Annotated in this window: 13 protein-coding genes; 12 read left to right on the forward strand and 1 reads right to left on the reverse strand. The window is 61.4% G+C overall.

What is annotated here, in order from left to right; genetic code table 11:
* Nucleotides 1-85: 85 nt before the first annotated feature.
* From nagZ to ACQZ6J_RS27875, 10 genes are all read left to right on the forward strand, one after another.
* Nucleotides 86-1,099 (forward strand): beta-N-acetylhexosaminidase, encoded by a 1,014-nt coding sequence (gene nagZ / locus ACQZ6J_RS27830; RefSeq protein ID WP_163985940.1) that lies wholly within the window; start codon nucleotides 86-88, stop codon nucleotides 1,097-1,099.
* A 71-nt stretch (nucleotides 1,100-1,170) separates the two neighbouring features.
* Nucleotides 1,171-1,968 carry a segregation and condensation protein A gene (locus tag ACQZ6J_RS27835; protein WP_163986322.1) on the forward strand — a complete coding sequence of 266 codons (798 nt, stop codon included), beginning with the start codon at nucleotides 1,171-1,173 and terminating at the stop codon, nucleotides 1,966-1,968.
* A gap of 13 nt (nucleotides 1,969-1,981) precedes the next feature.
* Nucleotides 1,982-2,704 carry an SMC-Scp complex subunit ScpB gene (gene scpB / locus ACQZ6J_RS27840; RefSeq protein ID WP_449086471.1) on the forward strand — a complete coding sequence of 241 codons (723 nt, stop codon included), beginning with the start codon at nucleotides 1,982-1,984 and terminating at the stop codon, nucleotides 2,702-2,704.
* Between the two features lie 234 nt (nucleotides 2,705-2,938).
* Nucleotides 2,939-3,154: a twin-arginine translocase TatA/TatE family subunit gene (locus ACQZ6J_RS27845; RefSeq protein WP_163985936.1), complete on the forward strand. Its 216-nt coding sequence runs from the start codon at nucleotides 2,939-2,941 to the stop codon at nucleotides 3,152-3,154.
* 55 nt (nucleotides 3,155-3,209) lie between these two features.
* Entirely contained in the window at nucleotides 3,210-3,944 is a 735-nt protein-coding gene (tatB, locus tag ACQZ6J_RS27850; protein ID WP_449086472.1) for a Sec-independent protein translocase protein TatB, read from the forward strand.
* Entirely contained in the window at nucleotides 3,941-4,768 is an 828-nt protein-coding gene (gene tatC, locus ACQZ6J_RS27855) for a twin-arginine translocase subunit TatC (RefSeq protein ID WP_163985933.1), read from the forward strand. Before tatB ends, tatC begins: the two co-directional genes overlap by 4 nt.
* A gap of 99 nt (nucleotides 4,769-4,867) precedes the next feature.
* Nucleotides 4,868-6,151, forward strand: a complete 1,284-nt coding sequence (gene serS / locus ACQZ6J_RS27860; protein WP_449086473.1) for a serine--tRNA ligase — start codon at nucleotides 4,868-4,870, stop codon at nucleotides 6,149-6,151.
* A gap of 15 nt (nucleotides 6,152-6,166) precedes the next feature.
* On the forward strand, nucleotides 6,167-6,931 hold the full coding sequence (surE, locus tag ACQZ6J_RS27865; protein ID WP_449086474.1) for a 5'/3'-nucleotidase SurE: 765 nt from the start codon (nucleotides 6,167-6,169) through the stop codon (nucleotides 6,929-6,931).
* 4 nt (nucleotides 6,932-6,935) lie between these two features.
* Nucleotides 6,936-7,589, forward strand: a complete 654-nt coding sequence (locus ACQZ6J_RS27870) for a protein-L-isoaspartate(D-aspartate) O-methyltransferase (RefSeq protein ID WP_163985927.1) — start codon at nucleotides 6,936-6,938, stop codon at nucleotides 7,587-7,589.
* Between the two features lie 169 nt (nucleotides 7,590-7,758).
* Nucleotides 7,759-9,471 (forward strand): peptidoglycan DD-metalloendopeptidase family protein, encoded by a 1,713-nt coding sequence (locus ACQZ6J_RS27875; RefSeq protein ID WP_449086475.1) that lies wholly within the window; start codon nucleotides 7,759-7,761, stop codon nucleotides 9,469-9,471.
* 76 nt (nucleotides 9,472-9,547) lie between these two features.
* On the opposite strand, the gene ACQZ6J_RS27880 is transcribed toward ACQZ6J_RS27875, so the two are convergent.
* Nucleotides 9,548-10,420 (reverse strand): DUF815 domain-containing protein, encoded by an 873-nt coding sequence (locus tag ACQZ6J_RS27880; RefSeq protein ID WP_163985923.1) that lies wholly within the window; start codon nucleotides 10,418-10,420, stop codon nucleotides 9,548-9,550.
* Between the two features lie 207 nt (nucleotides 10,421-10,627).
* On the opposite strand from ACQZ6J_RS27880, the gene yajC reads away from it, so the two are divergent.
* Both yajC and secDF read left to right on the forward strand, forming a co-directional pair.
* On the forward strand, nucleotides 10,628-10,975 hold the full coding sequence (yajC, locus tag ACQZ6J_RS27885; RefSeq protein WP_163985921.1) for a preprotein translocase subunit YajC: 348 nt from the start codon (nucleotides 10,628-10,630) through the stop codon (nucleotides 10,973-10,975).
* Nucleotides 10,976-11,134: 159 nt separating this feature from the next.
* The gene (secDF, locus tag ACQZ6J_RS27890) at nucleotides 11,135-13,678 is read left to right on the forward strand and encodes a protein translocase subunit SecDF (RefSeq protein ID WP_449086476.1); all 2,544 of its coding nucleotides are present in this window, start codon (nucleotides 11,135-11,137) and stop codon (nucleotides 13,676-13,678) included.
* Nucleotides 13,679-13,680 lie beyond the last annotated feature (2 nt).

Genomic DNA, 13,680 nt, shown 5'->3' on the forward strand with positions numbered 1-13,680 from the left:
GCCGTTTTCGTTTGAAATGTACCGTTCCTGTGTATCCTCGCTTGACGTCACTCGCATTTCCCGGCGCAAGCCTTATGATTCGGATATGACCGAATCGAAATCCATGATCCTTGGCTGTAGCGGCCACACCATCACGCCCGAAGAGCGATCCTTCTATCAGGGGGAGCAGCCTTGGGGCTTTATCCTGTTCGGACGCAACATCTCCGAGCCGGCGCAGATCGCCGATCTCGTTGCGTCCCTGCGTGACAGCGTCGGGCGCGATGCCCCGGTCTTCATCGATCAGGAAGGCGGCAGGGTGCAGCGCATCCGTCCGCCGATCTTGCAACACTACCCCTCGGGACAGGCGTTGGGCGACATTTATCGCCAGGATCGCGAGCGTGGCCTGCGCGCCGCATGGCTGATGTCGCGGCTTCATGCCTTCGATCTGCTGAAATTCGGCATCAATGTCGACTGCCTGCCCGTGCTTGATGTTCCGGTGGAAGGGTCGAGCAACGTCATCGGCAATCGGGCCTATGGATCCGATCCGGTGACGGTGACGGAGATGGGACGCGCGGCAGCGGACGGTCTCAAGGCTGGCGGCGTGCTGCCCGTCATGAAGCACATCCCCGGTCATGGGCGCGGCTTTGCGGACTCGCATCACGAATTGCCTGTCGTCTCGGTGCCGCGCGCGGAGCTCGAGGCGCATGATTTTCCGCCCTTCGTCGCGCTGAAGGACGAACTGATGGCGATGACGTGCCACGTCGTCTTTACGGATATCGATCCGACCAACCCGGCTACGACCTCGCGCAAGGTGATCGAGGAGATCATCCGCGGCCATATCGGCTTTCAGGGGCTGCTCTTGTCGGACGATACCTCGATGAATGCGCTGAAGGGCACGATCGGCGAGCGCGCGGCAAATATCATTGCAGGCGGATGCGATATCGTGCTGCATTGCAATGGTGTCATGGACGAGATGCAGCAGGTGGTCCGCAATGTTCCCGCCCTGACGGGTGCGTCGCTGGCAAGGGCCAAGGCGGTCGAGGCGGCTTTCGGCAAGAACGACGGCGCCGACGAAGCTGCGGTTCGCGCCGAATTCGACGCGATGTTCGCGGTGGCGTAAAACCGGACTTCCAGAAACGGACGGGTGACAAGGTGAGCGGCACGGAAAAGCTTCAGCAGGCGGCAACGCCGATGGACAAGCTCTGGCAGGATGGCGAAACGCAGCGCGGCTCGCATGAGCCGGCGCTGGTCGTCGACCTTGCCGGCTTTGAAGGGCCGCTGGATCTTCTTCTGCACCTGGCGCGCAATCAGAAGGTCGATCTGTCCCGCATCTCCGTTCTGGCGCTGGCCGAGCAATATCTTCGGTTCGTCGACAGCGCGCGGCGCATCCGCATCGAGCTCGCGGCGGATTACCTCGTCATGGCCGCATGGCTCGCCTATCTGAAGTCCAAGCTGCTGATCCCGCAGCAAAGCAAGGAAGACGGGCCGACGGGTGAGGAAATGGCGGCAACGCTTGCCTTCCGCCTGAAACGCCTCGAAGCCATGCGCGACGCGGCCGCCGATCTGGTCAACCGCAATCGCCTCGGCCGCGATATTTTCGCTCGCGGCGCACCCGAGCATATTCCGGACCGCCGTCAATCGGCCTTCGACGCCAGCCTCTATGATCTTCTCACGGCCTATGCCAGCCTGCGCCAGCGCCAGGCCGTGACCCAGGTAACGATCGAGAAGCGCCGCGTCTGGTCGCTGGCCGATGCTCGCGTGATTCTGGATCGAATGATCGGCGAGATCACCGACTGGACGGCCCTGGAGCATTATCTGCTGAGCTATATGACGAGCTCCAGCGAGCGGGTGACGGCCATCGCCAGCGCGTTTGCGGCCTCACTTGAACTGGTGCGCGAGGGGCAGTTGGAAATTCGCCAGGAAGGCGCGTTCCAGCCGCTCTATATGCGGCGCGGGCCGAAGCATTCCTCGCTGGAAGCAGCGGAATAGGGCAGGAAATAGCGTGAACGAGCCGGACGACGAGCAGCAGGATTTCGAGCAAGACGCGGAAGCGGGCGATGTCGACGGACGCCGGTCAGGCGAAGCCGAGCGCATCGCCGAGGCGCTGGTCTTTGCCTCTGCCCAGCCGGTTTCCGAAGCATTCATTGCCGAGCGGGTGGCGCGCGGCGTCGATATTCCCGCTATCATGCAGAAGCTGAAGAGCGATTACGCCATGCGTGGCGTCAATCTCGTTCAGGTGGACGGTGCCTGGGCCTTCCGTACGGCCGCCGATCTCTCATTTATGATCCGGCGCGACGAGGGCGAGGTGCGCAAGCTGTCCCGCGCGGCGCTGGAGGTGCTGGCCATCATCGCCTATCATCAGCCGGTGACGCGCGCCGAGATCGAAGACATTCGAGGCGTGCAGACCTCGAAGGGTACGCTCGACGTGCTGATGGAATCCGGCTGGGTCCGTTTTCGCGGACGTCGCCGCACGCCCGGGCGGCCGGTCACGCTCGGCACGACGCGCGATTTTCTCGATCACTTCGGCCTGGAAGAGCTGCGCGACCTGCCCGGTCTCGAAGAGTTGAAGGGGGCAGGGCTGCTCTCCGGCCGGATCCCGGCCAATTTCAACATTCCGTCGCCGCTGATGAGCGACGAGCTTACCGAAGACGAAGATCCGATCACGCAGCTGGATCTGGAGGAGCTTGGAATCCTGCCGCCGAGCGGTGCAGGCTCGGACGATTGAGCCTCCTGACGAAATTGCGATCGTCCGGGCAGATTTTCGTTAAACCTTCTGCCAAGTCTCTCTTTTGCCATTAGCTGGTGCGAATATAAAAATCATCTTCTCGACTTGGAGACGCTTGGCCGCCTGCGCAGGCGTCCGTCATCCTGATATGCGTGGATGCACTGCATTTTGTTGTTTGAAAAACATCCGCAAACGTCTTACATCGGGAAGACACTGAAATTGGGAGTTATAGCAATGGGTTCTCTAAGCATATGGCATTGGCTTATCGTCCTGGCCATCGCGCTGTTGTTGTTCGGCCGTGGAAAGATCCCGGAGCTGATGGGTGATGTCGCCAAAGGCATCAAGAGCTTCAAGAAGGGCATGAGCGACGACGAAGATACTTCGGCGCAGCCGACGTCCGCAACGACGGCGTCGCGTACGGTCGAGCACAAGGCTGACGAAACCAAGTAATTATGTCGGGTAGGCGCAAAGCTGAGAGGCTTGCCGTTGGCCCAGGAGCCTTTGCATGTTCGATATAGGCTGGTCCGAGCTCGTGATTATCGCTGTCGTGGCCTTGGTCGTAATCGGCCCCAAGGAATTGCCGGCGACCTTGCGGACGATCGGTAAGATGACGGCGCGAGCCAGGAAGGTCGCTGGCGAATTCCGCGCCCAGTTCGATGAGGCGATGCGCGAAGCGGAGCTGGACGATGTGCGCCAGACGATCGCCGACGCCCAGAAGCTCAATCCGATGAATTCGCTGCGGGAGGCGATGAACCCGCTGCGGGATATGGGCAACGAGATAAAGGCCGATCTGCAGCGTGCGGCAACTCCGGACAAGGCAGCGCCAGCCGCGACGCCCTTGCCATCCGAGCCGGTACCTGGCGTTTCGTCAGGCCTGCCGGAGGCGCTTGCGGCCACGTCCGCAACGGCCGCCGCATCGAGCAATACACCGCTGGCGGCCGCTTCGGTTCCAGAGCCTGTGGCTGTTCCCGCGCCGCAATCCGTTGCGGCTGCGGGCAAGGCTGCTGAGAAGCCCAATGCTGTTCGCAAGCTCCGTGCAAAGGCGCCGGTCAAGGCCGATGATGTCGCGGCTGCAGTCGTCCGCACGCCCGTCGTGACGGAAAAACCAAAGCGAGCCCCGCGCAAGGTCGCGACCGCTGCTGCCGTAGAGAAGAAGGCGCCTCCAGCTCCCAGGAAGCGCGCGACTGCCGCGGCCAGCCAGGCGACGCCTAAAACGCCCAAGAAGAAGGACCAGGCATGACGGGTGATATCGACGATAAGCCGCAGCCGCTTATCGAACACCTCATGGAATTGCGCACGCGGCTCATCTGGTCGATCGTGGCGTTCTTCGTTGCCTTTATCGGCTGTTTCGCTGTGGCGAAGCATCTCTTCAATTATCTGGTCTATCCCTACAAATGGGCCGTTGAATGGGCTCATCTCGATCTCGCCAAGTCCGAGTTGATCTATACGGCGCCGCAGGAGTTCTTCTTCACCCAGGTGAAGGTTGCCATGTTTGGCGCGCTGGTGATCTCCTTTCCGATCATCGCTGCCCAGATCTACAAGTTCGTGGCACCGGGCCTCTACAAGAACGAGCGCAATGCCTTCCTGCCCTTTCTGATCGCATCGCCCATCCTGTTTCTGATGGGCGCCGCGCTCGTCTACTTCTTCTTCACCCCCATGGTGATGTGGTTTTTCCTGAAGATGCAGCAGACACCCGGCGACGGCCAGGTCGGGATCGCGCTGATGCCGAAGGTCTCGGAATATCTGAGCCTCATCATGACGCTGGTCTTTTCCTTCGGCCTCGTCTTCCAGCTGCCGGTTATCACCACGCTTCTGGCGCGGGTCGGCTTGCTGACGTCGGCCTGGCTCGCGGAAAAGCGCAAATTCGCCATCGTCTTTGCCTTCATCGTCGCTGCCGTGCTGACGCCGCCGGATCCGATGTCCCAGATCGGCCTTGCACTGCCGACGATCCTTCTCTACGAGATTTCCATCTACGCGGCGCGACTCGTGGAACGCCAGCGTACCCGGCAAGCGCTTGACGAGAGTGGCGGGACTTCCGAGATCACCAAGACGGACGACGTCTAGGCGAGGAAGATCCAGCCTCGTTTCCCAGCTATTGCCGTTTCGACCTCCGACCGAGACCTCGGTCGGAGTTATACTCATGTCAAACGACCTGGAACGAAGATGCTTGATATCAGATGGATTCGTGAGAATGCCGAGGCTTTCGATGTGGCGCTTGCCAAGCGCGGTGCGGAGCCTCTGTCGCAAAGCCTCATCGCGCTTGACGAAAAGCGCCGCTCCGTCATTCAGTTCGTCCAGGATATGCAGTCCCGCCGCAATGCCGCCTCCAAGGAAATCGGCGCGGCGATGGCGCAGAAGAACGCCGAGCTTGCCGAAAAGCTGAAGGCCGAGGTCGCCGACATCAAGACTTCGCTTCCGGCTGCGGAAGAGGAAGAGCGCGTGCTGACGGCCGAGCTCAACGACGTGCTGTCGCGCATACCCAATATTCCGCTTGAGGACGTGCCTGTCGGCAAGGACGAGCATGACAATGTCGTCAAGCATACCTGGGGTGCCAAGCCGACCTGGAACCATCAGCCGAAAGAGCATTTCGACATCGGCGAAGAGCTCGGCTACATGGATTTCGAGCGCGCCGCAAAGCTTTCCGGTTCGCGCTTCACGGTGCTGACATCGCAGCTCGCACGCCTGGAGCGGGCGCTCGGCCAGTTCATGCTCGATCTGCATACGGGCGAACATGGCTACACGGAAGTCAGCTCGCCGCTGATGGTGCGCGACGAGGCCATGTTCGGCACGGGCCAGCTGCCGAAGTTCGCCGAGGACCTGTTCAGGACGACGGACGGCCGCTGGTTGATTCCGACGGCGGAAGTGACGCTGACCAATCTGGTTGCCGGTGAAATTCTCGATCAGGAGAAGCTGCCGCTGCGCTTCACGGCGCTGACGCCATCCTTCCGCTCGGAAGCAGGCTCTGCCGGTCGCGATACGCGCGGTATGCTGCGTCAGCACCAGTTCTGGAAGTGCGAGCTGGTATCGATCACGGATGCCGAAAGCTCGATCGCCGAGCATGAGCGCATGACGGCCTGCGCCGAGGAGGTGCTGAAGCGTCTCGGCCTGCACTACCGCGTCATGACGCTGTCGACCGGCGACATGGGCTTCGGCGCGCGCAAGACCTACGACCTCGAAGTCTGGCTGCCGGGGCAGGATACCTATCGCGAGATTTCGTCCTGCTCGGTCTGCGGTGATTTCCAGGCCCGGCGCATGAATGCCCGCTACCGCGGCAAGGACGACAAGAACACCAAGTTCGTTCACACGCTGAACGGCTCCGGCACGGCCGTCGGCCGGTGCCTGATCGCGGTGCTCGAGAATTATCTCAACGCCGACGGTTCCGTCACTGTACCCGACGCACTCCTGCCATATATGGGTGGTCTGAAGAGGATCGAAAAAGCAGCATAATCGGACGGTGGGGCGATGCGCATTCTTCTGACCAATGATGACGGCATTCATGCCGAAGGACTGGCTGCACTGGAGCGGATCGCCCGTACCTTGTCTGACGATGTCTGGGTCGTCGCGCCCGAAACGGACCAGAGCGGACTTGCGCATTCGCTGAGCCTTTCCGAGCCGCTGCGCATGCGCAAGGTTTCCGACAAGCATTACGCGCTGCGGGGAACGCCGACGGATTGCGTCATCATGGCTATCCGTAAGGTTCTGGACGGCAAGCCGGATCTGGTGCTCTCCGGCGTCAATTCCGGCTCGAACGTCGCCGACGACGTGACCTATTCCGGAACCATTGCCGGCGCGATCGAAGGCACGCTGCAGGGCGTGCGTTCCTTCGCGCTCAGCCAGGCCTACGTGTATGAGAACGGCGCGCGTGTCGTGCCGTGGGAAGTCGCCGAGGCGCATGCTTCCGAACTGCTCGACAAGCTCATGAATGTCGATCTGCCCGATGGGACGTTCCTCAATCTGAATTTCCCCAACTGCCGCCCCGACGAAGTGGACGGCGTGGAAGTGACCGCGCAGGGCAATCTCGCCTTCAATGTGCAGGTCGAGGAGCGGGCCGATGGCCGAGGCTTCCCTTACTATTGGCTTCGCTTCGGTGAGCGAAGCGGCATCTTCCGTCCAGGAACCGATATTCAGGCGTTGAAACAAAATCGCATTTCGGTAACGCCTTTGAAACTCGATTTGACGGATTATTCGGCGCAAGACCGCGTGGCGCGGGCGCTCGGTATGGAGTAGCAGGTTGACACCTCGTTTGGTGGAAAAGGAAGGCTTTGCGGCCGTGGTTTTGCGGCTGCGGGCAGAAGGCATATTGGACATCGATTTGATGACGGCGGTCGAGCAGACGCCGCGCCTGCCTTTCGTGCCGCCGCAATTTGCCGATGACGCCTATTCGAGCCAGACGATTCCCATCGACTGCGGTGCCTTCATGGAAGGCATCGATCTGGTGGTGCGTGTTCTCCACAGCCTGAAGATCAAGCCGGGTCATCGCGTTCTTGAAATCGGGACGGGCAGCGGTTTCACCGCGGCCGTCATGGGCCGGATCGTCGAGCGCGTGCTCACCGTCGATCGCTACAAGACGCTGACGACATTGGCGCAGCAGCGCATGGATACGCTCGGATTGCGCAATGTCATCATCCGCCAGGCCGACGGCAGTGCCGGTCTGCAGGGCGAGGGCACCTTCGACCGCATCCTGGTGACATGCGCCTTCCAGACCATGCCGCGCTTCTATGCGGAGCAGCTCGTATCGGGCGGCTCGATGATCGCGCCGCTTATCGTCAACGACGATATTTGCCGCCTTGTGCGTCTGACAAAGACCGGCAGCCGCTTCGAACGCGAAGAGCTGTTTGACGTTCCCTACCAGCCCATCGTGCCGCTGCTCGCCTCCTATCTTTGAGGTTCAAATTTGGCTGATGCCCGTGACGCAGGGCATCCGTGCGCTGTTTCATTTCCTATAGTTAGCAATTCCTCAAAAAAACACATGCCGCACCAGTGCTTTAACCGCATGGTAAGATTAACGCGCTTTAATAGACCCATAATCGGTTGCGTCTTAAGTGGGTCGAGTCATGGGTTTCAGTCTTTCTTCAAACTTCAGTAAATCGGCAGGGAAAGTCCTGGTGGCCATTCTTCTGGCGAGCACTGCAACGGCTTGTAGTTCAGACACGACTCGTTTCAGCGGGCTGTTCTCCAGCAGGACGGACAATGTGACGACGGGTTCGATCAACCGTCGCAGCCTCAATGGTCCGGATGGCGATCCGGTGCCGCGCGCCGACATCGCTCAGGCCGGCGGTTATGGCCAGCAGGATTATTCGCAGCAGAGCGCACCGGTATCGCAACCCTACCCAAATTCGCCGGCTCGCTATAATCCGTCCTATTCCAGCGCCCGGGCGTCCACCGCGCCTGTCGCAATTCAGCGCAGCGATCTTGCTCCTCCCGGCGCATCCGCCAATGCGGGACGCCCTCGTATGGCATCGCGCGCTGAGTCTGAGGCGCTTGCTCAGCCTTTCCCGGCATCGCACAACAACAATGGCTCCCGCGCGGCGCCGGCTCTTGCGCCGGCACCTGACACGCTGTCGACGGGGACGATCAAGACCGCCGCTGCGCCCCAGATGTCTCCGGGCTGGACCACGGTCAACGCGCCGAGCGTGACGCTGCATCAGGGCGAAAACATCGCGCTCCTGTCGCGTCGCTACGGCGTTCCGGAAAAGGAAATCCTGCGCGCAAACGGCCTGCGAAATGGCGCCGGCGCGCAGCCGGGTCAGCAGATCATTATCCCGACGATGAACGGCGCGAGCGCTTCGAGCCCGGCCAAGATGGCATCCGAGGCGACCGATCTTTCCAAGGGCGGCAAGATGCCGGGCCCCGCCAAGGCTCCGCAGCAGGACGCGCTCGCATTGCCTTCGGGCAACCAGATGCGCGGCAAATCCCAGGCCGGACTTGCCGATCCCAACAAGCTTGCTGCAGGCAATGGCAAGGGGCCGACCCCGAAGGGTGGCACTTACGTCGTCAAGCCGGGTGACTCGCTGGCGAAAATTGCCAAGGAAAGCGGTGTTAGCGTCGCCGAACTGAAGCGCGCCAACAATATGCAGGCCGGCGGCGGCATCCGCATCGGTCAGGCGCTGGTCTTGCCGCATGGCGCGGCAGCCGCTCCGGATCCGGTCAAGACCGCCTCCATCGAGCCGCAGAAGATTTCGGCCAAGCCGGGCGCCTTGCCTGTTGCCGAGCAGAAGCACGCAGCCGCGGATCCCGTCGCCAAGCAGCCGGCGCCGAAGGCCGTGGCCCATGCCGACGCGGCGGCCGACACCGCCGCCAAGCCGCAGGTGGTTGCCTCCGCTTCTCCGAGCCAATCCATCAACGATGCCGCAAAGTCGGACGCCCAGGCCGATGCGCCGGAAGCAACCGGTATCGGCAAGTATCGCTGGCCGGTTCGCGGCGCCGTGGTCGCCGGCTACGGCTCGAACGTCAATGGCAGCCGCAACGACGGCATCGACATCTCCGTTCCCTCGGGAACGCCGATCAAAGCGGCCGAAAATGGCGTGGTTATCTATGCCGGCAACGGCCTGAAGGAACTCGGCAACACGGTTCTCGTCCGCCATGACGACGGCACGGTGACGGTCTACGGCCATGCGGATGCGCTCAACGTCAGCCGTGGCCAGAAGGTCCAGCGCGGCCAGACGCTGGCAACCTCGGGCATGAGCGGCAATGTCAGCCAGCCGCAGCTCCACTTCGAAGTCCGCAAGAATTCGGCTCCGGTCAACCCAATGACGTTCCTTGAATAGATAGTGCGTCTCAAGGACTCTGCAAAAAGCCCGGTCCATGCCGGGCTTTTTGTCGTTCATGGTCTGGATTTGGAGATCAGTCGCGGTCGAGCGTGATCCGCCGCCGCCCGGCGAGGTCCTGGATATATTGCCAGGCGACACGGCCGGAGCGCGCGCCGCGGGTCGTCGCCCATTCCAGGGCCTCGTGATGCATCTCGGCGCGATCCAGATCGAACTTGAAGTGATCGGCATAGGCATCGATCATTTGCAGATAGTCTTCCTGACTGCACTTGTGGAAGCCAAGCCAGAGACCGAAGCGGTCGGAGAGCGAAACCTTCTCCTCGACGGCTTCCGAAGGGTTGATCGCCGTCGATTGCTCGTTTTCCATCATATGGCGCGGCAGCAGGTGACGGCGGTTGGACGTGGCATAGAACAGCACATTGTCCGGCCGTCCCTCGACGCCGCCATCGAGTGCAGCCTTCAGAGACTTGTAGGCCGTATCGTCGTGATCGAACGAAAGGTCGTCGCAGAAGACGATGACGCGATGCGGCGCGGCCTTCAGGATGTCGAGCAGCACGGGCAGCGAAGAAATGTCCTCGCGATGCACCTCGACCAGTTTCAGCGATACGCCGGTCGCCCGGCGCACGTCTTCATGCACCGCCTTGACGAGCGAGGATTTGCCCATGCCGCGCGCGCCCCAGAGCAGCACATTGTTGGCGGCAAAGCCTTCCGTGAAACGTAGCGTATTTTCGTGCAGAATGTCGCGGACATGGTCGACGCCGCGAATAAGGGTCAGAGCCACGCGGTTGGGCCGCGAAACCGGCTGCAGATGGAGCCGGACGGGCGCCCACACGAAGCAGTCGGCGGCATTCCAGTCGTTTACGGCCGGAGCCGGGCCGGCAAGGCGTTCGACGGCATCGGCAAGTCGACGGACTTCGGCAAGGATCAGGGCGTTTTGGTCTTCAGTCACCGTTTCCTCCTGAATATTGAACAAGAAAGTCGTAAAATGCGCGCGCTGTCTTGCCGGGTATCATGCTCCCTCGGGGGCTGAAAGGCTAACAGACCGGGAAAACGGTACGGTTGGCGCCTGTTTTTGTTGCAATCGTCATGTGCGTAACTATATTCCGGCCACCTGACGCGGGGCGGCGTTCCCGCAGGGAGTTCAAGGGAGTTTTCGATGTTTATCACCAACGCATATGCGCAGAGCGCGACAGATTCGGCCGCGAGTGTCTTCGGCGGATCCGGCTTTGAAATGATCATCCTGTTTGTGCCGCTAATGGTCGTTTGGTATTTCCTTCTCATCCGTCCGCAGCGCGCGCAGGCGAAGAAGCGCGACGAAGTCCTGAAGAACATCCGCCGCGGCGATCAGATCGTGACCAGCGGTATTGTCGGCAAGGTCACCAAGGTCGTCGACGAAAAGGAACTGGAAGTCGAGATCGCCGACGGCGTACGCATCCGCGTCGTCCGCAGCGCGATTTCCGAGGTTCGCGTCAAGGGCGAGCCGGTCAAGGCCGACGCGGCGTAACGCACGCTGCCGGAGGTGGCGCCGTGCTGCCGCTGCGCATCCTTGAAAATCGGGATCGACTTTCTTGAAGGACTGTGCACAAATTCAAGGTGTTACTGCGCCCTTTGCATTTTCCGTCGAAGGAGGGGCGCAGTAGGGAAGCCCTAACTCGAGAGAGCGATGCTGCACGTCTCCTGGTGGAAGACCGCCCTGATCTGGTTCGTCGTTCTCTTGAGCGTGCTTCTGGCCGCTCCCAACCTGCTTGGCGAGCGCGCACTCTCATCCCTGCCTGCATGGCTGGTCCATCGAAAGATCGAGCCCGGCCTAGACCTTCGCGGCGGCTCGCATCTCCTCTTGAAGATCGAGCGCGGCGATATTGAGAAGGATCGCCTGGAGGCCATCGTCGGTGATATCGGGACTCGATTGCGCACCGTCAATGTTGCCTATTCGGGCCTGACGGGCACCGGCCGGAAAATCCAGCTGCGCATCAACGATCCCGCGCAGATTCAGGTCGCCCTGACGGCGCTACGCCCGCTTACCGCCGAATCGGACAAGCCTGCCGCCACGCTGTCTCAGGGCGAAAACGGCGCGATGACGTTCGATATCACCGATGCCGATATCAACAGCCATGTATCGTCGGCCATTGCCCGCTCGATCAAGGTCATCCACGCCCGTATCGCGCAGTTGGATGTCGGAGAGCCGCTGATCCGCAGACAGGGCTCGGATCGCATCATGGTGCAGGTGCCCGATCTTGCCGATGCGCAGCGGCTGAAAAACCTGCTCGGCCAGCCCGCCGAACTCAGCTTCCGCCTTATCGATCAATCGATGTCGGTGCAGGACGCGATGAACGGTCATCCGCCGGCCGGCTCCGATGTGCTGTTTTCCGAAGACGACCCACCAGTCGGCTATCTCGTGCAGAGGCAGCCGTTGCTCTCGAATGTGGATTTTTCCGACGCTGTCGCTGTCGTCGACAAGCAGAAGGGTGAGGGAACGGTGTCCGTCAAGTTGACGCCGGAGGCCACGCACCGCTTCGCGCAATCGACCGCAAGCAATCTCGGCCGCATCATCGTCGTCGTGCTGGACGATCAGGTCATCTCCGCCGCGTCGCTGAAGACCGTCATAGCCACCGGCGATCTCGACGTTCCGGGAGATTTCACCGCCCAGGGTGCGCAGGATCTGGCCGTCATGATCAAGAGCGGGCCGCTGCCCGCCACGCTGACGACGGTCGAGGAGCGTACCATTCAGCCTGGCCTCGGTGGCGAGGCGGCGCGCTACGGCCTGATTGCCTGCATTGCCGCCGCTATCTTCGTCGCGGCCTTGATGATCGGCTTCTATCGTCTGCTCGGCATCATCGCGACGATCGCGCTTATCATCAACATGGTCATGCTGGCTGCGCTCATGGGCCTGCTCGGCATCACGCTGACGCTGCCCGGCGTCGCCGCCATCGTCCTCATCATCGGCATCGGCCTCGATGCGCTCGTGCTGATCTACGAACGCGTGCGCGAAGAGGAAAAGAAGACCCATCTGCTTGTCGATGCATTGCGCCATGGCTTCAATCGCGCGGCCGCAACCGTCGCCGATGCGAACCTGACGGTCCTCATCGTGGCGGCCATTCTTTTCTATGCGAGCAGCGGCGCGGTACGCGGCTTTGCCGCGACCCTGATGGTGGGCGTGGTCACGACCTTCTTCACCTCCTGCTTCGTCACGCGGTCACTGGTGAACATGTGGATATCGCGTCGCAAGCCGCGCACATTGCTGGTCGGCGTGCGCAGCGGCGTTTTCGACAATGCCAATATCCGCTTTATGGGGATCCGGCGTTACACATTCACGATCTCAGCCGCCCTGTCGGTCATCACGCTCGTTGCCTTCGCGACGATCGGCATGCATCTCGGTATCGATTTTGCCGGCGGATCGATCATCGAGGTCCGTGCCAAGCAGGGCGTTGCCGATCCCGCGGATATCCAGACGCGACTCGAGGCCATCATTCCGGGCGACGTGCGCGTTGAGCGGCTTGCCGATCGCCTTGGCGCGGTGATTCGCGTCCATGCCCAGGAGGGCGGCGAAAATGCCGAGCAGTCCGCCGTCTCGCTCGTGCAGGACGAATTGGGCAAGGACTACAATTTCTCCCGCGTGGAGGTGGTCGGCCCGGCCGTGTCGGGCGAAATCACCACCACCGCTTCCCTTGCCGTCCTGGCGGCTCTGGCCGCAATCCTCGTCTACATATGGCTGCGTTTCGAATGGCAGTTTGCGGTCGGCGCGATTATCGCGACGCTGCACGACGTCATTCTGACGCTCGGCCTCTTCGTGCTATCAGGCATGGAATTCAACATGACCGGCATCGCGGCGATCCTGACCATCGTCGGCTATTCGCTGAACGACACGCTCGTGGTTTACGACCGCATGCGCGAAAACCTGAAGCGCTATTCGCAGATGCCGCTGCCGATTTTGATCGATGCTTCCATCAATCAGACACTATCGCGGACCATCCTGACATCGGCGACAACGCTTCTGGCGCTGCTCGCGCTCTACATCTTCGGCGGCGAGGTGATCCGTGCCTTCACCTTCGTTCTGCTTTTCGGCGTCGCTGTCGGCACTTTTTCGTCGATTTATATTGCGGCGCCCGTGCTGATCCTGTTCAAGCTGCGTCCGGACAAGTTCCAGACCGGCGGCGAAAGCAATGGACCCGCGGCCGGCGATATCCAGTCAGGCAAACCAGCGGTGTGAGA

The organism is Rhizobium sp. A37_96 (genome assembly GCF_053521765.1).